This is a genomic window from Sporosarcina sp. FA15, from assembly GCF_051550195.1.
In the GTDB taxonomy this organism is placed as follows: Bacteria; Bacillota; Bacilli; order Bacillales_A; family Planococcaceae; genus Sporosarcina; species Sporosarcina psychrophila.
Genome location: NZ_CP188818.1, coordinates 142361 through 163774 on the forward strand (window position 1 = coordinate 142361; position 21414 = coordinate 163774).

Consider the following 21414-nt stretch of genomic DNA (forward strand, 5'->3'; position numbering starts at 1 on the left):
TTTTTTGTGATATTAGTTGAGAATGCAATATTACCAAAAGGGGATTCGGTTAAAATACATTTATATGGATGAAATTAATGCGATTCAAATGGAAAAATAAGGGCTTATTTATTTGACTAGAAAAGTAATGCAATTTTAATAGTGAACCAATTTACTAGAGTAATAGCGTCATTAGGGGGAAAACATAGAAGTTTGTCGTTTAATCAGTAGTTATTTTAAAGGTAGGTAACCTTCGGATTAAATACTATAAATTAGGCACTATTTATTTGGAGTTACTAGATGTTATACCTCACCCGTATAACGAACAAATCTAGCGAAGGAGCGCCACTAATGAAAGGCAGCACATCCGCATACTACAGGCGCCGGAGCAATAAGATCAAGGAGGGATGCAGTTCAATCCCTCCTATGTGATCTTCTGGCGAGCTTATTACGTGAGGCCATCACCATGCGACAAAGCGTTGTTGGAAGAACAGTCTATTTGTTAAGTACCGACTACGTAGCAAGAAGTATTGAAAATATGGATCCAAGGATAATGATTGAAATAACGACTATAAAACACATAAATAACATCATTGTGCCAAATCCGCGCCATGCAGAGAAGTTGTGAACAATTCCAATTGCTTTACTCTCGACAACAAGCCCGAAAATAGAAATAGCTAACATAATCCAGGTTTGAAAGAAGAAGAAGCCTACGGACATATTCGTACCTAACGGGCCTGTTGGAGTAGCGAAAAGCTGCTGTCCGTAGAGGGAAATTGCAATGACTCCTATAGGCGCTGTCCAAATCATAGGAATTGCACTGGCTCCGGTTGCAAGGCCCATTTTCCGCATTGTCCCTGTTCCACCTAATAATTTACCAATCCACGTATACGCAACTATAACAACTCCCCAGCCTGCCAGCCCTGAAAGCAAGCTAGAAAAAAGAACGACAACAAGTGTTGTAAATAATGAAAAACCGTTAAAAAAGCCTAAGTCTGCAAATGCCATAATGCTATTGATAAGCGCGGAAATGGAAATTAGGATAAATGGATACATCATTGATTTATGACCAATAATGTATCGAATTGTGGTGCTTGGCTGTGACCAAATCGAAAATAGCGGATTCATTCTTAAATTGCTCCTTTCCGTCAGTTTTCATGATCCACTTTTCTTTTTTATATATTTGAAAATTAGGATGTCTGTATATTAGTTGACTGAGAATGACGAATCGATAGTCATCTCTATTATTTATATTGTATGAGATGCAACCCAGTGCAGGTCACTATTTACCATTACTCTACTGGGGGAAATCGTGCTAAATATGTTGAACAAATGAATACCATATAAACCGAACGAAGGCGCCTAACAATGGGATTCTTTATTTCAACCTATATAACCAATAAAAGTGACCTTGACGAGTAGAAAATAGTTATATAAGATAAATCAGTATAATCAATCGGATTAAAATACAGATAATTGTTATGTGAACTGAGCTGAATTTATTCTGCATAGAGTCTACACATATTACTTTTTATCCCGTTGAAATAAAGGGGGAATTATAGTGAAAAGGAAAGCTTTTAGGTTGACTAGTATTCTAGTGGTACTATTACTAGTACTTACGGCTTGTTCAGAAGATAATAAGAAAGATTCAAAAGAAGAAAATAAGGATGGGGCAGTTAAAGCAGGCGGTTCGTTAGTTTATGCTCGAGGTGCGGATTCTGTAGGGCTAGATCCAATTAATGTAACGGACGGCGAATCGATACGGGTTACACATGCTATTTTTGAAACATTATTTGAATACGATGAGAAGTTGGAATTACAACCTAAATTGGCGGAATATTTCGAAACGGCTGATGATGGGTTAACGTGGACAATTCATCTTAAAAACGGTATTAAGTTTCACGATGGGACAGATTTCAATGCCGATGCAGTCGTTTTCAATTTCGACCGTTGGATGGATCCACAGAATCCTTATCATATTGGGGATTTTACATATTATCCGTTCCTCTATGGAGGATTTAAAGGGGAACCAAATCACAAAATTGAACATGTAAAGGCAATCGATAATTCAACTGTTGAAATTAAATTGATAGAAAAGACAGCTCCTTTTATTAGCTATTTGGCAATTCCGATGTTTGGTATGGCAAGTCCAGCGGCGATTGAAAAGTACAATGAGAAATTCATTGAACATCCCGTAGGTACGGGGCCATTTGAATTCGAAAGTTGGACACGTAATGACAAAATTGTATTAAAGGCGAACGAAAATTACTATATTGAAGGTCAACCACTTTTGGATAAAATAATTTTCACGGTACTTCCTGATAACTCTGCTCGCTTAAATGGCTTATTATCTGGAGAGGTAGATATCATTGATGGTATGAACCCTAGTGATGCTGATACAGTCGAAGCGAATGACAGTTTAAAACTGGTCAAACGACCAAGTTTTAATAATGGTTTCATGGTATTTAATACGGAAAAGGCACCGTTTGATAATGTAAAAGTGCGTCAAGCGATTAATATGGCTATTGATAAGAAAGGGTTAGTAGATGCATTCTATAATGGCTATGCCGAAGTGGCGAAGAATCCAATACCACCATCACTTTGGGGATACAATGATGATATTGTGGATTATCCATATAATCCTGAAGATGCGAAGAAATTATTGGTGGAAGCCGGGTATCCCGATGGGTTTAAAACAGAGATATGGGCAATGAGTAACCCAAGACCATATATGCCGCAGCCTTTAAAAACGGCTGAAGTGATTCAAGCAAATTTACAAGCGATTGGTATTGAAGCTGAAATCAAAACCTATGAGTGGGCTACGTATCTTGAGAAAACAGGAAACGGTGAGCATACGATGGCAATGTACGGTTGGACAGGTGTGATGGCCGATCCAGACAATTTCTTATCTCCGAATTTAAGTAGCACTAACACTGAGAAACCCGCTAGTAATCGTGCTTTTTATAAAAATGAAGAATTTACATCTTTATTGCAACAAGCTCGTGAAACTTTCGATCAAGAAGAACGAATTAAATTGTATAAAAAGGCGCAGGAAATATTCCATGAAGATGCTCCATGGGTAACAATAGCTCATACAACACCGCCTATTGGCCTTGCCGATTATGTAGAAGGCTTCGAGGCTCATCCAATGGAAAATGATAATTTCGCTAAAATCTATTTAAATAAATAATGGTAAAAGGTCTCAAGTGTTGATTAACCAAAGTTAACCAGGAGATACCGCTTACGATTGAGATAAGACACAAGGCGACCAATATACAGGTGTATTCGTATTGCTTTGTGCTGAACGACTACTATACAATTATCGGGATTTCTTGCTGTGTAGGGTTGCCGTTCGTCCTTCGTTCCCCAAAGATATAGGTACACTTAGTACTGAAGCTTTTGGGAACGAGTGAATAGCTACTTTCCTATCCAGAAAGGAGCAGTCAAAGATGCAATTTTGGCTACTTACCCCATCTTTTTAATATTTCCTTTTCGAGTTTAAGGCAGTGTCACACTGTTACTTGTATAATCTTTGCTAAATTAAGCAAAGAGGCTTTATTAAAATCGATGGAGTGCCCGAATTTTCATCTTCTAAAGTAGTTGCATTAACACTTGAACATTGTAGGTTCGCGACGGACAGATAATCGCAACAGAATGGCCGAGGAGGAATGAATTACAATTCCTCCCCAAGGGATGTGGTTGGAAGTGACTTCAACACTTCCAGCCACATTTAACCCGAGGTAAAGGTATTGTGATTATTTAGTCCAAAGCGAGTCAGAAATGTATAGTTGCAAATGCAGACTTATTTGCTTTTCTAACAGGTGCATAATGTAAGAAAGTGGTTAATCAACAGACTTGTTATCTGTTAAACATAAAGAATAGTTGTGTTGGTTAAAACTTGAACAACAATAAGGGCAGCGTCTGCCACGATTTAGAATCGTGTTAGACGCTGCCTCTTTTATTTTGATGTAATCTTCAGCGGTTCGATTATGCTGTTGTTCGCGGTTTTGTAGGATTGCTTGATGGGGATGGGGTACCGGCTGTTTCTGCCAATTTCATTAAATAATAACTTTCCTCTCGAGCCATATGATCAGCCATAAGTGCAGTGAAAGTTCCTAGTGCTTCTTTATTCAGTTCCATTTCTTCTAATTCGTGCAAAAATACTTGGAAAATTGTCATTTCCAAATGAACATCATTATGGAACTTTTCTAAAGCAGGGAATTTCATGATGTTTGTTCGTAAGAAACCAGCAAGTTCTATCGCTTTCAAATAGAAGTCTTCCCATTCCTTTGTAAATTTACGGCTTTTCTCATGCAGTGGTTTTTCAACCCGGTCCAGGTTTGCGTCAATGGCACCTGCATGACCGGCGGCGTCAAGTAACCAAAGCAAATCATGATGGAGTGGATGGACGGCTGGTGCTATCTGTCCTTTTTCCAAATAGGAAAAGAGACGGATCGCTTCTTCTACTTCATTGACCATGTGGTTGATGAAGGATGGAGGTAAAGAGATTTTTATATTTCCGATTAACTGTTCCTGAATTAATTGCAATTTAAATGTTCGAATTTCCTCACTTGCGATTTTTGCATTCTGGAGCAGGGTGAGAAGCTGTTGCTCTTCTAATTGCTGTTCAGAAGCTGTAAGCAGTTGATCGAATTTCTCTATGAACGTATTAGAAATCTTGATATTTTCAATTTCACTGGGCGCTAATGAGTCATGGATGAAACGGCTATGGTCTCCCAAAATTTGTAGCCAAAAATGAAGTTCAAATAGTGCATCCTCTTGAAACGATTTAACCAAAAAACAACCTCCTCTTTCTATTGTTATTCCTATGAGTCACACATAGTATTTATGAGATAAAGCATTCGGATTATGAAAAATATGTCAGTGTATCAAGTAGGCGGTTCTATCATATGATGGTTCGAGGAGTGATTAAATTTGGAACGTCCAATGTTCCGGGGGAGTTATAGGCCTTACGTTTCGCCGCTTGACCCGTGTCCGCCTATACGGGTGAAGACCTTTGTTTTGCCGCCACAAATTTTTATGAATTACCAGCAACCGGGACTCCCTCAAAACTCACCTGAAGAAGCGTTACGAACAGGGACACTTTGGCCGTCACTTGCAGATGGATTTTCTCGGGAAGAGGGGATTTCATGAGTGCGTTTGAAGAAGAACGCCAAATGATGTTACGCGTGCAGCAAGCAGATTTCGTCGTTGTTGAACTAACATTGTACACGGATACGCATCCCGATGAAGCGGAAGCCCTAGATCAATGGCGGGAAGCAATAAAAGCAGCAGCCCATGTACGACACCAATACGAAAATAGATATGGACCTTTATCCCTCGCATCAGTTCCTTCTGAACAGGCAATTGAAATTGGATGGCGCTGGAATTCAACACCGTGGCCATGGCAACGATAAGGAGGGGATAGGTAATGTGGGTTTATGAAAAAAAACTCTTGTATCCAGTTGAGGTAGGTACATGTAATCCGATGCTCGCGAAATACCTTATGGAACAATATGGTGGAGCAGATGGGGAACTTGCTGCGGCGCTCAGATATATGAATCAGCGTTATACGGTTCCAAGTAAGGTCATCGGGGTATTGACTGATATTGCAACGGAAGAATTCTCTCATCTCGAAATGCTAGCGACGATGATTTATAAATTGACGAAAGACGCAACACCCGAACAGCTAGTAGAGGCTGGCCTTGGTGCACATTTCGTCAATCATGGTCACGATCTCTTCTATGAAAATGCAGGCGGTGTTCCGTTTACTGCAACGTATATTCAAGCGAAAGGTGATCCGATTGCCGATTTGTATGAAGACATCGCAGCTGAAGAAAAAGCGAGAGCGACATACCAATGGCTTATCGACGTTTCAGACGACCCGTTAATCAATGATTCCTTGAGGTTTTTGAGGGAGAGGGAAAATATTCATTCTTTGCGCTTTAGGGAATCAGTTGAACTACTAAAAGATGAGCGTGATCGTAAAAAGGTATTTTAAAAGATTATTCCGTTCCCCTGGTAATTGGGTGACGGAATTTTTAATTTACTAGAATCAGTATCCTTAAATTTACTAAACTAATTGATTATAGAACTACCACCTCCTTCACGTTGTTTAAGAAGTGATGGATTTCTGCGAACATCAGCATAACCGCCTATTCCAATTCAAATAGGACTTTTCACTAGAAGCTGAAGGATAGAAGATGGGCTTCAAGACTCAATTTCGACTAGATTCATATCCTGGTATTTTTATTTTAGACCGTATAATATCTGTCGCAAGATTCATACTAAGATTAAATTGTTTGAAAGGAGCTAAGAAGTGTGGAGTCTGCACAATCACAACAACAGCTTCAACAACTAAAAAAACTGCAAATTCAACTTCAACAACTCGAACTGCAGATACAGATTCAACAGCAGGAGCAAGAAGAACAACAACAACAGCAACAACAACAGCAACAACAACAGCAACAACAACAACAGCAACAACAACAGCAACAACAACAACAACAACAACAACAACAACAACAACAACAGCAACAGCAGCAGCAGCAACCGCCACAACAACAACAACAACAAGAACCGCTGCAACAACAACAAGAACAACAAGGACAACAACCAGAACCACAGCAACCGCAGCAACAACAACAACAACAACAACAACCAGAACCACAGCAAACACCGCAATCACAAGAACCAAAGCAACCTGAACCACTGGAACAACCACAACAATCAGAAGGGCAATCGCAACAACAACAGAAGATACTTTACTTTGAGCCCCCAAGAATGGTGTCAACTTCAGATATTGGCTATTTGCAAAATATGCTAAATTCGAATTTGCTAGCGGTGAAACAGTATAGACAGGCCGCTCAAAGTTGCCAACTGCCTGATTTAAAACGACAATTCGAAGAAGCAGGGAAAATGCACTTGACGCACTATGATAATTTGCTAACTGTCCTGAATGAAAACGGGGGTAATATGCAATGACTTCTACTAAAAAGATTCAAAATCCTAAAACACAGCTTTCTAAAAAGTCCGCGGTCAATGATTCTGATATGTTAAGCTCAGCATTAGCGACGGAAAAAAATATGTGCAACTCCTACGCAATTGCTATGCCTGAAGCGAGCAATTCAAAGTTCTACTCATCACTATTTGATATGATGAAAGAAACATCGCAGCAACATCGAAAATTATATGATTTGCAATTCCAACATGGTTGGTGCTCGCTTACACCTGCTCAGTCTAGTGAGGTTACAGCCCTTTATCAGGAGTACACCGAGTACAAGCAACAACTAAAATAACAAAAGTAACACGAATAAACACCACTAAGTTGATTGAGTGGTGTTTATTTTGGATTCATTGTCCTAAAGCACTAATGAAATCCAATAGATATGCTGGAATAGAACGACACTGTAAAGCAGAATTGCAGATCCAACTAATAGTTTTAAATACCTTTTTTGTTCAATCTCTGTCAGTAAATAGAGTAAAACACAGGGCAAACTAATTTTAAGGGCGTAAAATCCCCAAATGCTTGTGTCGTAGATAAGTGCCATTAATGGATTCGCTTCAGTGATATACTGTTTTTGAATGCCAAAATCGGTGAAAAATGAATCAACAACGGCTAATAGTAAAAGAAGAATTCCGGCGGTAAGCAGTTTTTTACGGGTGGAAAATATATTCCTGTCATCCTGAATAGTAATGCCTCCTATGCTGACGATAGTTAAAGTTCTACATAGAGTTTGGGATAACTTGCGGCTATTCATACTAGACAGTAAGACTGATGAAAGAGTGTGAACAATGCGGTGAATGATTTTCTTTTGTATACTATATATGTTGAACAAATGAATACGTCGTATGCGCTTACAAGGGCTTTTGGGAGGCCACTGAAACAGCCCTTGTACTTGGAATGAATTAGGATTCCTACTAATACCGCTTCGGCGCTTTGTGGATGCCTCCCGCGATAAGCCAGAAAGGAGACCGCTTTCAGTCTTATCGCTTCGGCTACCACGAAGTCGCGCCTGCGCTGGATGGTCTATATGAGAAAGCGCATTTTAGTAGCTGGGATGAAATCTACAACCTAGATTGCCGATTTCTTTACTATAATTATATATGTTGAATCCGGTATATATACTGAGTGCCGTAGCGGTTCAATGGAATTCTTTATTTCAAATTTATATAGTATCAACTAGTAATCACCTTACAATCTCGTCATATACATCCAAAATCACATTTCTCTCGATAATGAACAACCTAGCGCAGGCATCCCCAAAGCGCCAAGTGTTCTACAATCCACACCCCGAATTACAACTCACTCATTATCGAGAACCACAGCAGATTCAATGGGATTCTTTAATTCTACATATATATATCGAGCGAAGGCTACTCATGAACAGGATTTGTGGAGTTAGAAAGAAGGTGTTCGTTTGATCCGGACGATGGGACTCACAGTAGAGAATAAATTATTGTTTGATTTTCCGCTAGAAGACATACATACTCGTCAATTCAAGTGGTACTGGGTGGATTTGGAACAGCCAAATGAAGAAGAAGCTTCTTTGTTGCATTCATTTTTTCAGTTTCATCCGCTGACTATCGAAGATTGTTTGAACCGTCTTCAACGACCGAAATTGGATTTTTATGATGACTATGCTTTTTTTGTATTGCATACCATAAATCCTGAAACGATAAAAGCAGAAGAAATAAATTTGTATCTCGGAAAAAACTATGTCATCACTTTTCATTATACGGCGGTTCAGGGGCTGGAAAATGCGAGGGAAAGGATTATTCAAAATCCAGGGAAATGGAAAAAAGGACATGTTTTTGTTGCGCATCAGATTATCGATAAAATCGTCGATGATTACTTCCCGGTACTTCATAAAATTGAAGATCATCTGGATGATATTGAAGACACGCTTGCACCATCAACTGTTCATTTATCCATGGATTCTGTATTCGAAGTCCGCAGCAATTTATTGCGATTAAGGCGAACAATTTTGCCGATGCATGAACTTTTACATCGGGTAATTAATTCAGAACGGATAAAGCTATCTGCGAATGAACAAGCCTATTTTAGTGATATCTATGATAATTTACTACGACTCGGAGATATTCTTGAATCTAACCGGGAACTAACAACTGATATTAGAGACAGCCAATTATCGATAAATTCGAATCAAATGAACCGTATTATGATGATACTGACGATTGTATCATCCGTTTTCATACCTCTAACGTTTATAGCGGGTGTATACGGGATGAATTTTGAGTTCATGCCGGAACTTACTTGGCGATACGGATACATCATCGTATTAATTGTTATGCTTGTAATAGGAACGTCTATGTTGGCATTGTTCAAATATAAAGGCTGGTTAGGTATGTTTAAATCTTAAATGGTAGCCATTTGTATGGATAGATTTATCGAAAGGCGTCAGCATCTACATAGCTGGCGCCTTTTTAAACGTTGTTCTTCCTTACTCTATAAAACTATATATGTTGAACAAATAAATACTATACAGACTAAGCGAAGGCGTCCCCTAGCGCCGTAGCGAATTCAATGGCATCCTATAATTCCATATATCTACTTGATTAATCGATTAGTAAGCGTTAACATGTTGAATAGTCGTTATATTCAGAACATACTAACCGGTTAGTACACATATTATTTATAGAATGAAAGGATGGAGAGAGATTATGAATTTTTCATACTCGGAAAAGACGATTGAATTGCAACAGAAGTTGACGGCATTTATGGAAGAACTTGTTTATCCAAATGAAAAGACTTTTGACGAACAGCTAAATGCACAAGAAAATCGCTGGGCGCAAAATCCGCCAATTATAGAAGAGTTGAAAATGAAAGCACGCGAAAAAGGTCTATGGAACTTGTTTCTTCCTGAAAGTGAAATGGGTGCAGGCCTTACCAATGTAGAATATGCACCGCTGTGTGAAATTATGGGCCGATCATTAATAGGGCCAGAAGTATTTAACTGCAACGCGCCTGACACAGGAAACATGGAAGTGCTTGTGCGATATGGAACGGAAGCGCAGAAAAAACAATGGCTCGAACCGCTGTTAGATGGGGAAATCCGGTCTTGCTTTGCTATGACAGAACCGGATGTCGCTTCTAGCGACGCAACAAACATCCAATCAAGCATTATCAGGGATGGGGACGAGTATATATTAAATGGGCGTAAATGGTGGACTTCCGGCGCGGGCGATCCGCGTTGTAAAGTTGCAATTTTCATGGGCAAGAACGATCCTAATGCTGCGTTGCATGAGCAGCAGTCGATGATTTTAGTGCCACTTGATACACCCGGGGTGAAGGTTGAGAGAATGCTTTCCGTATTTGGCTATGATCATGCGCCGCACGGACATGCGGAAATCACATTTGACAATGTTCGTGTACCGGCGGAAAACATGTTGTGGGGTGAAGGGAAAGGATTCGCGATAGCGCAAGGTCGTCTAGGACCTGGTCGAATTCATCACTGCATGCGGTTAATTGGCGCTGCAGAACGTGCGCTTGAAGAAATGTGTATTCGTGTTCAACAACGTTCTGCATTTGGGAAATCTATTGCTGAACAAGGCGTCGTTCGAGAATGGATTGCAGAATCACGCATTGATATCGAGCAGGCACGCCTTTTGACGTTAAAAGCAGCTTATATGATGGACACGGTTGGTAATAAAGAAGCGAGAGCAGAAATCGCGATGATTAAAGTGACGGCGCCAAATATGGCACTGCGTGTAATCGACCGCGCTATTCAAGCGTTTGGTGGAGCGGGTGTAAGTGGAGATTATACATTGGCGGCGCAGTGGGCAAATTCAAGAACGCTGCGTCTCGCAGATGGACCTGATGAAGTTCATCGCAATCAAATCGCACGTCTGGAACTTAAAAAATATGCAGCTCACGGAAAGGGGAACTAATTATGACTGTACTTGACCTTTTTAGATTAACGGGGAAAACAGCAATCGTAACAGGTGGTGGCAGAGGACTTGGGGCACAGATTGCAAAAGGGTTTGCGGAAGCAGGTGCAAACGTTGTGCTGTGTTCACGCAATATTGAAGCTTGTATTGAAATGAGTAAAGAACTGGAAGCGCTTGGTGTTCGGTCGATTGGACTTGCATGTGACGTGACGAATCAGCATGACGTAAAAAAGGTAGTTGAAGAGACGATGAAAATTTTTGGCACGATAGACATCCTTGTCAACAATAGCGGGGCAACATGGGGTGCGCCTGTTGTTGACATGCCCTATGAAGCGTGGAAAAAAGTGATGGATGTAAACGTCAATGGCACATTTTTGATGAGTCAAGAAGTCGGTAAAGTCATGATTGAGCAAGAAAACGGAAAAATCATTAACATCGCATCCGTTGCTGGACTTGGCGGGACGCATCCGAGCTTTATGGATACTATCGGCTACAACACCAGTAAAGGAGCAGTTATCACATTTACGAAAGATCTCGCAGCTAAATGGGGGCAGCACAATATTAACGTTAATGCGATTGCACCTGGATTTTTCCCAACCAAAATGTCAAAAGTCACAATTGAACAAGGGCATGAATATATTTTAAATTCCACACCGTTAAGCCGCTTAGGGTCAGAAGAAGATTTAAAAGGTGTCGCTCTTTTCCTTGCATCGAAAGCTTCTGACTATGTGACGGGAGATATTCTGCTAGTCGACGGTGGAATGAGTACATTATGAAAGAAGAGCTTACTAGACAAAGCATTCAACTTTTTGAACGGAAAGGGTTTAGTTCAACCTCTGTCCAGGACATTGTTGATTCACTAGGCGTGACGAAAGGGACTTTTTACTATTACTTCACGAGTAAAGAAACGCTTCTTATGGACATCCATCTCCGCTATATCGATGATTTAGTAGCCAGACAAAAGAAGGTTTTAGACAGTAATGAAAGTTGCCGAAATCAGCTTACGAAAATTGTTGAGATACTCATTAAGGATATTCAAACACAAGGTTCAAATGTACGTGTTTACTTTAGGGAGATGCGTCATTTATCAGAGGAAAACAGTAGTGTCATAAAAAATAAACGAAGAATGTTCCATCTCACTATTGAGAAAATCATTAAAGAGGGAATTGAAAAGAAGGAGTTTCGGGATAATCTAGATCCCAAAATGACTACTTTTGCGATTTTAGGGGTTACAAACTGGAGTTATGAATGGTTTGACCCGTCTGGCAATATATCGTCGAAAGAGCTTGCGAGTATGTATATGGATTTCATCTTACACGGAATTGATTTGAAGGGGGAATGAATGATGAGTGCGAATGAAATTAAGCATATTCTTGTTGTTGGAGCGGGACAAATGGGGCATCAAATTGCTATGCTGTGCGCGCTTGGAGGATACAGGACTTCATTGCAGGATGTAAATAGTGAAGCACTGAAGGATGCAGAAGCGAGCTTGGAAAAGCGAATGGATAAATGGGTTGCAAGTGGGAAGTTAACTGCGAGTAGCAAGGAAACTGCTTTTCAAAATCTCACATTCACGGATAATCTCAACGAAGCCGCGAGAGATGCAGATTTTGTAATTGAAGCGATTGTGGAAAAACTAACTAGTAAACAGCAATTGTTTAGGGAACTGGACCGTCTTACACCGAAACATGCCATTTTAGCCTCTAATAGTTCAACCATCGTCAACTCGTTGCTTGCAGAAGTGACGGAGCGTCCAGACAAAGTTTGTAACGCGCATTTCTTTTTCCCACCTCTGGTTATGGAGTGTGTGGAAATCGTCATGAGTGAAGAAACGTCTGAAGAAACAGCGCAGACTGCATTAGCTGTTTGTGAACAAATCGGCAAGGAGGGAATTATCCTTCGAAAGGAAATATCTGGCTTTGTCGCTAACCGTATATTAGGCGCAATTCATAAAGAAGCCATTGCACTTTATGAAAATGGAATCGCGGATTTTAAAGATATAGATTTAATCGTGAAAAAATCACTTGGGCATCCATTGGGACCATTTGAACTTATTGATTTATCCGGAGCAGACGTTGTCAATTTTGTCATGCAGCAGCAATTCGCGGAAACGGGAAATCAGGCAGACAAACCAGCTGCATGTATTGTGCAAAAAGTAGAAGCAGGTCATTTAGGACGGAAAACGGGACAAGGATTCTATTCCTACAATCGCGGCTGATGAGGGTGAATTAATTCCAAAAGAATAGGGAGTGAGTAGGGTGATATCAACAACTAACGATACGATACCTGTCCGAAAAGGAGAAGGATTGGACGAAGAAGTCCTCTTGCGATTTCTTCGGGAGAATTGTGCCGATTTACCAGAAGGTGAACTTGAAGTTCGGCAGTTTGGAACGGGCCATTCTAATTTAACCTATGAAATCGAAATAGGGACTTGGCAAGCGGTACTTCGACGTCCGCCACTCGGTCCAGTTGCTGCGAAAGCGCATGATATGGAACGAGAATTCAATGTATTAGCTGCACTTCATCCTGTTTATCCAACTGCACCGAAACCGCTCGTCTTTTGTAATGATTCAACTATCATAGGTAGCCCATTTTTTGTTATGGAAAGACGGAACGGAATTGTTCTCGATACAGAGTTTCCAAGTGGTACGAATTCTCCTGATGAATTAGGAAGAAAAGTATCTGAAATTATGGTCGATAAACTTGTGGAGTTACATGCGATTGACTACAAAAAAACAGCACTTGTTGAGATGGTCAAGCCGGACGGGTTCTTGGAAAGGCAAGTCCATGGCTGGATTGGACGCTATGAAAAAGCGAAGACATCTGCTATTGAGGAAGTTGCAGCGCTTACTACTTGGCTGCAAAACAATATTCCTGAATCAGCTGAACCAACGATTATTCACTATGATTATAAATTAAATAATGCGATGTTTTCACGTGATTATTCTGTGATGACAGGATTGTTTGACTGGGAAATGACGACTGTTGGAGACCCACTTGCAGATGTCGGGGCGGCACTAAGTTATTGGATGCAGGCAGATGATCCGGATCAGTTACTGCATGGACTTGGCAAACCACCGATTACGATTCAGAAAGGATTTTTTACACGCGAAGATTTTATTGCGCGTTATGCAGAGAAAAGTGGGCGGGATATGACGAATATTAATTATTATAGTACCTTTGCGTACTTTAAACTCGCTGTCATTTGTCAGCAAATTTATTACCGCTATAAAAATGGACAAACGACAGATGCTCGCTTCTCTCATATGGATAAATTTGTAGAGATACTTGTCAAGCAAGCGATGGTCGGAACGACAAAATGATGACAGTAACTCGACCAAAGCTTCATGTCATTCTTCAAAAAGAAGCGATCATGCCAGAGTTGATCAATAAAGATAAAGTGGCAGTCGTGTTTGATATTTTACTTGCGACAACGACCATTGCCACACTTCTTCATCATGGAGCAAAGGAAGTTATCCCTGTAATGGACGGGGAGGAAGCCTTGAAAGTAGCGGGAAGTTTTGAGAAATCAGCGACAATTATAGCTGGAGAATCTGAAGGACTAACAATTGAAGGTTTTGTGGATCCGCTTCCCACGATACTTAAATATGTTGCAAAGGGAAAAACTATCATCCTTTCAACAACGAATGGCACCGTCGCTATTCGTCATGTCGAGAACGCAAAAAAGGTATTCGCCGCCTCATTGATAAATGGGCACGCTGTTGCACGAAAAATAGCACTAGAGCACGTGGACGATTCAATCATTTTAATTTGCGCTGGAACCATGAAGCAGTTTTCCCTAGAGGACTTTTACGGGGCAGGCTATTTCATAGATGAATTACTTCGACAAAATGAGTCGTGGGAACTGACGGATTCTGCGAAAGCAGCTCTGTATTTATATAGAGGGAATAAAGAGAACGCCGCTTCGATACTCAAAACATCTTTAACAGGCCAGATGCTTATGCAAGTGGATTTGGAGGAAGATATTCTCTATTCCGCTACTAGAGGAATAGTTGAGGTTGTACCCGAATTTGAGGACGGGAAAATGAGTGTGAAAGGGGATAAAACGATTGACTACTGATCAACTAATATATCGTGGTACGTCATTTTTATACAGCGCGTCGCAGCCAGAAGCTATTTTCACCCCGGAAGATTTTACGGCTGAACACCATATGATTGCCGATACGGCGAAGAAATTCATTGAAAAAGAAGTGCGGCCTCACAATGAACAAATTGAGGGCGGGGACTTTACGCTTGTCAGGTCACTTCTTAGAAAAGCAGGAGAATTGGGTTTGCTTGCCCATAGTATTCCCGAGAAATACGGTGGACTTGGCCTCGATAAAATCACGAAAGGGCTTGTAGGGGAAATTATCGGAGCTGCAGGTGGTTATAGCGTTGCACATTCTAATCACACATGTATTGCAACGTTACCGATTACGTATTTCGGATCGCAGTGGCAAAAAGAAAGGTATTTGCCGAAGCTTGCATCTGGTGAATTTATCGGCGCCTATTGCCTTACAGAGCCTTCTGCCGGGTCGGATGCCTTAGCTGCATCTACTACAGCGCTATTAAATGAAGAGGGAACGCATTATTTGTTGAACGGAACGAAGATGTTCATTACAAATGCTTCGTTTTCCGATACCTTCATTGTCTATGCAAAAGTCGATGGTACCAAGTTTACGGCGTTCATCGTTGAAAAAGATTTTCCAGGCTTATCACTTGGGCCAGAAGAACAGAAGATGGGCATCAAGGGTTCGTCCACGACAGCCGTATTTTTCGACAACTGTGAAGTGCCTGTCCAGAACTTATTGGGTGAAATCGGCAAAGGACATCATATTGCATTGAATGTGCTAAATCTGGGCCGCTTCAATCTTGGTTCTGCCTGCACAGGAGCAGCGAAATACACCTTCAAGTTAGCGATTGATTATACAAATGAACGTCAACAATTTGGCAAGAGGATTGCATCCTTTACTGCCACCGAAGAAAAAGTGGCAGATATGGCAATACGCATTTACGCAGCAGAGTCTCTTCAATACCGAACTGCTTCCTATCTTGAAGATGCACTTGGTGAAGTGGACGGGTCAAGTAACATGAAGCTTATTGCAGACAGAATGAGGGAGTATGCGGTTGAAGCCGCTATCTGCAAAGTATACGGTTCTGAAACGTTGGATTATGTTGCGGATGAATCACTTCAACTTCATGGCGGTTATGGATTTATAAAAGAGTATAAGGTTGAACAAGTGTATCGTGATTCGCGTATTAACCGAATTTTCGAAGGTACAAATGAAATTAACCGATTGCTCATTCCGATGGCTCTGTTGCAACAGGTGGGGAAAGGATTAGTCCCGTTACCAGGGCTTGTCGGGCAGGCCGTTGCGCAACTAAAGCAATCAATTGAGTTAGAGGATGAAATTCTAGCCCATGAAAAAGAAGCAATCCGTTCAATCCGCAATGTATTTTTACTGTCCATAGGTCTTGCTTATGAAGCTTTTGCAGCTCGTATTGCGGATGAGCAAGAAACGATACTAAAATTGGCTGACATCGCAATTGCACTATACGCAGCTGAATCTGCTGTACTGCGAACTGAGAAATCAATTGCAAAAAAAGGTGAAGAAAAATCTACTCTTAAAGTGCAACTGACAGAAGCTTTGATTGACGATACGCTTTTCGAAGTTGAGATGATTGCTCGCAAATTGATTGCAGGTGTTACAACTGGAGAGAAGCGCAAGACAGCACTTGCTGATGTGACAAATCGATTTAGTAATCTAGCGAGTAAAGGCACAATCCAAACGAAAAGAGCCATTGCTAAAGCATTTAATGAATCACGGCAGTATATATCTTAAAGGGGGATTTTGAAGATGAAAGCAATTCGATTTGAACAGTATGGAGGTCCGAACGTGTTGGAACTAGTCGATATCGATAAACCAACAATTGGCGATCAAGAAGTGCTGGTTGAAGTGAAGGCGATTGGTGTGAATTATGCGGATATCGCGCGTCGTGAAGGGAAATACGTTGTGCCGACTCCGCTGCCGTTTATGCCTGGTGCTGAAGTTGCAGGCGTTATTACTGAAGTAGGGAAAGACGTTAAACGTTATAAATCTGGTATGCGCGTCGTGTCTTTAATTGAATCGGCGGGTTATGCGGAGTATGTGAATCTTCATGAGATGGCACTTGCCCCTATTCCTGACGGCGTTGATTTTGTTGAGGCAGTCGCGCTACCCCTGCAAGGGCAAACGGCATACCATATTTTAAAGACAATGGGACGGCTTGAAAAAGGAGAAACCGTTCTCGTTCATGCAGCAGCAGGTGGGGTCGGTGCAATTGCAGTTCAACTTGCGAAAATATTTGGAGCAGGCAAGATTATTGCTACTGCAAGCAGTGATGAAAAATTGGTGCATGCAAAAGAAATGGGTGCCGATCATGTTGTTAACTATACAGAAGAAGGTTGGGAATTAAAGGTCCGTGAACTAACCAATGGTAAAGGCGTGGATCTAGCACTTGAAATGGTCGGTGGCGATATTTTCCGCAAGACGTTGAAATGCCTTGCACCATTCGGACGTGTGGTTGTATTTGGTGCGGCAAGCGGTGAATCCTCACCACTGCTGGCTGGAGAATTGATGCGCCGCAATCAATCTGTCATTGGATTTTTCCTGCCACAAATTATGAATAATTATGATATGTATCAAGCTAGTTTCAAGGAATTGCTTGGGTTTATTGAGAGCGGCGATTTAGCATTGACGATTGGCGGCACGTACAGACTGGAAGAAGCGGCGGATGTACATCGATTGATGCAGGGGAGAAAAACGATGGGGAAACTTGTTTTGATTCCTTAATAATAGTGGTAATTAGAGAGTTGAGAAAAAATACCCCTCAACTCCGCTGCGGCGCTCGGGGATGCCTTCCGCCATAAGCCTGACGCTGCGCGGCTATCAGTCTTATGGCGTCGGCTACCCCTTTTAAGACGCCTTCGCTAAGTTTTTACATGTAGTCATATGTTCAATAAATAGGTAGTTGAGAGATTGATAAAGATTTCCTACTCGTGGTGTTTCTATATGTAAAGAAAATGTATTAAAACTTATTTGCATGAGTGACGTAAGGCGGTCATAATACGCTTCGTGCCGGTCATAAACAGCCCAATGGCGGTCATAAGTACATTCATGGTGAGCATAACAGGCACCTATTCAATTGAGATTAGTGCTAGAATAGAGTCAAGAAAAGATAATGGGGATAGATGGATGAAAACGTACCTGATCAAGAAAGCGTTGAATAATAATGTACTTATTGCTACTGATGTGAATGGAAATGAAGTCGTTTTAATTGGTCGGGGCATTGGCTTTGGTAAAAAGTCTGGAGAGTCGATTATTCGAGAGGAAGTTGAGAAATTATTTGTATTGAATGATCCTGAAGAGCAGGAGCAGTACAAACAGCTTATTTCCACTCTTGATGAAAAGACATTAAAAGTGCTTATTTCAGCAGTCGAAATTATTCGGGAACGGGCTGGCATGCCGCTAAATGAACATATCCACATAGCGCTGACAGACCATTTATTCTTTGCGGTTAATCGGATGAGACGGGGAATGGTAATTCGGAATCCTTTTTTACTGGAGACAAAGGCACTTTATCCTGATGAGTATAAAATTGCTGCTGAAGTGACAGCGATGGTCAATGAACAGCTATCTGTCGCGCTCCCAGAAGGTGAAATTGGTTTCATTGCCTTACATATTCACAGTGCCCTTGTAAATAAAAATGTGCGTGAATTAACGAGACATTCAGATTTAATTGTTCGACTTGTCACAATGATTGAAGAGCAATTGGACATAATTATTGATAAAACTAGCATTGACTATATTCGTTTAATCCGCCATCTTCGTTTTGCAATTGAGCGGGTGGTGCGTGGAGACAAGATTGCTGAGCCGGAAAAAATCACAGGGTTGTTAAAAAACGAGTATCCAATTTGTTACAATCTAGCTTGGAAGCTGATTAAAGTAATGCAACAGACCTTACAAAAAGAGATCTATGAAGCTGAAGCGGTTTACTTAACACTACATCTCCAACGGATTCAAGCAAAAATGGAATAAAGATCGTAATCTGTTGCAGGTCAAATAAATCTATTTGCAAGGTTCTAATAACTATGATAGGGTTAATATATAAAGTCATTGGGTAATACAATTGGCGTCAGACATAATTTATAAAAATATTATCTTCGTACGTGTTACTGATACGATCAGGCATGAGTGAAAAGATGATTGATGATAGTTTTGGGGGCAACTCTTAGGCTTATTTCAATTTCCTTTTTTCTCATGTCTTTTTTGTATGTATATATGTTGAACATATGAATAGCTATTAAACTAAGCGAAGGCATCCCCAAGCGCCGTAGCGAATTCAATGGATTTTTTTATGTCAACCTATATAGTTGAAAAACCCCGATGACTTATTAAAGATTTAGGAGGTTATACAGTGTTTAAAAAAACTTTTGGTGTTTTACAAAAAGTTGGACAAGCTTTAATGCTTCCAGTAGCCCTACTTCCAGCAGCAGGTTTATTGCTTGGTATAGGTAATGCTGCCCAGCAAGAAACAATGCTTAACTATCTGCCATTTTTATCAGCAGATTGGATCCAGTTGACAGCAACAGTAATGGAAGATGCGGGGGGAATTATTTTTGATAACTTACCGCTTATCTTTGCAATTGGTGTCGCGATTGGGTTAGCAAAAGACGGCGCTGCAGCACTTGCGGCACTTGTTGGTTACCTCGTATTGAATCAAGTAATGAGTTCATGGCTCGGGATTACACCAGACATGCTTGCTGATAATCCAGCCTATGCACTCGTTTTCGGAATTCCAACGTTACAAACCGGAGTTTTCGGCGGGATTATTGTAGGTTTGATAGCAGCGTTTTGTTACAACAAGTTTCATGATATTGAAATGCCTTCTTTCCTTGGGTTCTTTGCAGGGAAAAGGTTCGTTCCAATTGCTACAGCTGGTGCGGCTTTCGTAGCTGGATTACTATTGATTGTTATTTGGCCAACAGTTCAAGCCGGAATGAATAGTGCATCACTTTGGTTACTCGATGAAGGTACATATATCGCCGTATTCTTCTTTGGATTTATCAAACGTTTGCTAATACCGTTTGGATTGCACCATATTTTCCATGCACCATTCTGGTATGAATTTGGTACATATACGACGGCGGCTGGTTCAGTTGTTCGTGGTGATATGACAATCTTCTTTGCACAATTAAAAGATGGTGTACAACTTACAGCTGGTAACTTCATGGGTGGAGAATTTCCAATTATGATGTTTGGTTTGCCGGCAGCAGCGCTCGCGATGTATCATGCAGCGCGACCAGAAAAGAAAAAATTAGTTGCAGGACTATTAGCATCAGGTGCTTTAACATCATTCTTAACAGGGATAACCGAACCACTTGAATTTTCATTTTTATTCCTGTCGCCTATACTTTTCTTACTCCATGCTGTTTTAGATGGTTTATCATTTGTATTGATGACATTTTTGGAAGTTCATATCGGTTACACCTTCTCAGGTGGAGCCATTGACTTCTTCCTCTTCGGTATTTTACCGGGCAAAGAGTCATGGTGGATTGCCGTATTACTCGGCCTTGTTTTTGCAGTGATCTATTACTTCTTGTTCCGCTTTATGATTAGTAAGTTTAATCTAATGACACCGGGACGTGAAGCAGATGATGAAGATACAGAAGAAGCGAAAACTGGTCCAAAGGGCAACACTGATCTTGCTTACAATATTCTTGAAGCAATGGGTGGTCAAAAGAATATCAGCCAGTTAGATGCTTGTATTACAAGGCTTCGTGTATCTGTTATCGATGTTCAAGCCGTTAACAAAAAAGACTTGAAAAAGTTAGGTGCGGCGGGCGTACTTGAAGTTGGTAATAACATTCAAGCAATATTCGGCCCACGTTCTGAAATTATTAAAGGCCAAATTCAAGATGTAATCAGTGGAAAACGACCTCGTACTGAGGTGGTTGAACAACCTGTCCAAGCTGTAAGTAAAGTTACAACGAATCAAACGACAGATGTATTTATTTCACCGATACAAGGCGAGATTAAGCCACTTTCAGAAGTACCTGATGCTGTGTTTGCCGAAAAAATGATGGGCGACGGTTTTGCGATTGTGCCATCTGAAGGTATTGTTGTTTCACCAGTAGATGGGACAATCGTTACTTTCTTCCCGACAAAACATGCATTAGGAATTCAAGCTGATTCAGGAAGAGAAATTTTAATTCATGTTGGAATTGATACGGTCAAATTAGATGGTAAAGGTTTCGAAGCTTTAGTTGCACAAGGTGATCAAGTTAAAAAAGGACAACCTTTGTTGAGATTCGATGTTGATTATATTAAGGAGCATGCGACTTCAATCATTACTCCGATTATCTTCACTAATCTATTTGAGGGTGAATCAGTCGTTATTAATAAGTCAGGTACTGTTGAATTAGAAGAAGACAACATTGTGACGATTGAAAAGTAAGAAAAGCGGAAGGCGCCTTCTAGAACC

21 protein-coding genes are annotated in these 21414 nt (G+C 40.7%); 17 read left to right on the forward strand and 4 right to left on the reverse strand.

Annotated features, from left to right (window positions below; genetic code table 11):
- Window positions 1–492: 492 nt before the first annotated feature.
- A complete protein-coding gene (locus ACP8HG_RS00775; RefSeq protein ID WP_338653197.1) occupies window positions 493–1107 on the reverse strand; it encodes a YIP1 family protein in 615 nt (204 codons plus the stop codon).
- 433 nt (window positions 1108–1540) lie between these two features.
- Between ACP8HG_RS00775 and ACP8HG_RS00780 the strand changes: the two genes are divergently transcribed.
- Window positions 1541–3169, forward strand: a complete 1629-nt coding sequence (locus ACP8HG_RS00780; RefSeq protein WP_187047008.1) for an ABC transporter substrate-binding protein — start codon at window positions 1541–1543, stop codon at window positions 3167–3169.
- Window positions 3170–3966: 797 nt separating this feature from the next.
- Here the strand turns inward: ACP8HG_RS00780 and ACP8HG_RS00785 are convergent.
- Complete coding sequence (locus ACP8HG_RS00785; protein WP_067206812.1) at window positions 3967–4776, reverse strand: DUF2935 domain-containing protein; 810 nt, start codon at window positions 4774–4776, stop codon at window positions 3967–3969.
- 150 nt (window positions 4777–4926) lie between these two features.
- On the opposite strand from ACP8HG_RS00785, the gene ACP8HG_RS00790 reads away from it, so the two are divergent.
- From ACP8HG_RS00790 to ACP8HG_RS00800, 3 genes are read left to right on the forward strand one after another with little or no spacing between them, the layout of a single operon-like run.
- Window positions 4927–5133, forward strand: coding sequence for a spore coat associated protein CotJA (locus ACP8HG_RS00790; protein WP_082786798.1), 207 nt, complete (start codon window positions 4927–4929; stop codon window positions 5131–5133).
- A complete protein-coding gene (locus tag ACP8HG_RS00795; RefSeq protein WP_067206816.1) occupies window positions 5130–5396 on the forward strand; it encodes a spore coat protein CotJB in 267 nt (88 codons plus the stop codon). The genes ACP8HG_RS00790 and ACP8HG_RS00795 overlap by 4 nt, the downstream gene beginning before the upstream one ends.
- Before the next feature lie 14 nt (window positions 5397–5410).
- Window positions 5411–5980: a manganese catalase family protein gene (locus ACP8HG_RS00800; protein ID WP_438298043.1), complete on the forward strand. Its 570-nt coding sequence runs from the start codon at window positions 5411–5413 to the stop codon at window positions 5978–5980.
- Between the two features lie 216 nt (window positions 5981–6196).
- Here the strand turns inward: ACP8HG_RS00800 and ACP8HG_RS00805 are convergent, their stop codons facing one another.
- A complete protein-coding gene (locus ACP8HG_RS00805; protein ID WP_438298044.1) occupies window positions 6197–6760 on the reverse strand; it encodes a hypothetical protein in 564 nt (187 codons plus the stop codon).
- Window positions 6761–6762: 2 nt separating this feature from the next.
- Here ACP8HG_RS00805 and ACP8HG_RS00810 point away from each other — a divergent pair, with 2 nt between their 5' ends.
- Together ACP8HG_RS00810 and ACP8HG_RS00815 are read left to right on the forward strand one after the other, a co-directional pair.
- Complete coding sequence (locus tag ACP8HG_RS00810; RefSeq protein ID WP_067206822.1) at window positions 6763–6963, forward strand: hypothetical protein; 201 nt, start codon at window positions 6763–6765, stop codon at window positions 6961–6963.
- A complete protein-coding gene (locus ACP8HG_RS00815) occupies window positions 6960–7277 on the forward strand; it encodes a spore coat protein (protein WP_354313680.1) in 318 nt (105 codons plus the stop codon). The genes ACP8HG_RS00810 and ACP8HG_RS00815 overlap by 4 nt, the downstream gene beginning before the upstream one ends.
- 63 nt (window positions 7278–7340) lie before the next feature.
- Here the strand turns inward: ACP8HG_RS00815 and ACP8HG_RS00820 are convergent, their stop codons facing one another.
- Window positions 7341–7739, reverse strand: a complete 399-nt coding sequence (locus tag ACP8HG_RS00820) for a DUF5658 family protein (protein ID WP_354313794.1) — start codon at window positions 7737–7739, stop codon at window positions 7341–7343.
- Between the two features lie 660 nt (window positions 7740–8399).
- Between ACP8HG_RS00820 and corA the strand changes: the two genes are divergently transcribed.
- The 11 genes from corA to ptsG all read left to right on the forward strand — a co-directional run bounded on the left by corA (window position 8400) and on the right by ptsG (window position 21387).
- Window positions 8400–9362, forward strand: a complete 963-nt coding sequence (gene corA / locus ACP8HG_RS00825) for a magnesium/cobalt transporter CorA (protein WP_067206826.1) — start codon at window positions 8400–8402, stop codon at window positions 9360–9362.
- Between the two features lie 301 nt (window positions 9363–9663).
- Entirely contained in the window at window positions 9664–10890 is a 1227-nt protein-coding gene (locus tag ACP8HG_RS00830; protein ID WP_187047011.1) for an acyl-CoA dehydrogenase, read from the forward strand.
- 2 nt (window positions 10891–10892) lie between these two features.
- Window positions 10893–11666: an SDR family oxidoreductase gene (locus ACP8HG_RS00835; protein WP_354313679.1), complete on the forward strand. Its 774-nt coding sequence runs from the start codon at window positions 10893–10895 to the stop codon at window positions 11664–11666.
- A complete protein-coding gene (locus ACP8HG_RS00840) occupies window positions 11663–12232 on the forward strand; it encodes a TetR/AcrR family transcriptional regulator (RefSeq protein WP_354313678.1) in 570 nt (189 codons plus the stop codon). Before ACP8HG_RS00835 ends, ACP8HG_RS00840 begins: the two co-directional genes overlap by 4 nt.
- Before the next feature lie 3 nt (window positions 12233–12235).
- Entirely contained in the window at window positions 12236–13108 is an 873-nt protein-coding gene (locus ACP8HG_RS00845) for a 3-hydroxyacyl-CoA dehydrogenase family protein (protein ID WP_067206835.1), read from the forward strand.
- Window positions 13109–13148: 40 nt separating this feature from the next.
- Entirely contained in the window at window positions 13149–14213 is a 1065-nt protein-coding gene (locus ACP8HG_RS00850; RefSeq protein ID WP_399631272.1) for a phosphotransferase family protein, read from the forward strand.
- A complete protein-coding gene (locus ACP8HG_RS00855) occupies window positions 14210–14971 on the forward strand; it encodes a 2-phosphosulfolactate phosphatase (protein ID WP_340741669.1) in 762 nt (253 codons plus the stop codon). Before ACP8HG_RS00850 ends, ACP8HG_RS00855 begins: the two co-directional genes overlap by 4 nt.
- Window positions 14961–16733, forward strand: coding sequence for an acyl-CoA dehydrogenase family protein (locus ACP8HG_RS00860; protein ID WP_399631274.1), 1773 nt, complete (start codon window positions 14961–14963; stop codon window positions 16731–16733). Before ACP8HG_RS00855 ends, ACP8HG_RS00860 begins: the two co-directional genes overlap by 11 nt.
- A 15-nt stretch (window positions 16734–16748) precedes the next feature.
- Window positions 16749–17723: a quinone oxidoreductase family protein gene (locus ACP8HG_RS00865; protein ID WP_067206840.1), complete on the forward strand. Its 975-nt coding sequence runs from the start codon at window positions 16749–16751 to the stop codon at window positions 17721–17723.
- 402 nt (window positions 17724–18125) lie between these two features.
- The gene (gene glcT / locus ACP8HG_RS00870; RefSeq protein ID WP_067206843.1) at window positions 18126–18968 is read left to right on the forward strand and encodes a glucose PTS transporter transcription antiterminator GlcT; all 843 of its coding nucleotides are present in this window, start codon (window positions 18126–18128) and stop codon (window positions 18966–18968) included.
- Between the two features lie 379 nt (window positions 18969–19347).
- Window positions 19348–21387, forward strand: coding sequence for a glucose-specific PTS transporter subunit IIBC (gene ptsG, locus ACP8HG_RS00875; RefSeq protein WP_354313674.1), 2040 nt, complete (start codon window positions 19348–19350; stop codon window positions 21385–21387).
- Window positions 21388–21414: the final 27 nt, after the last annotated feature.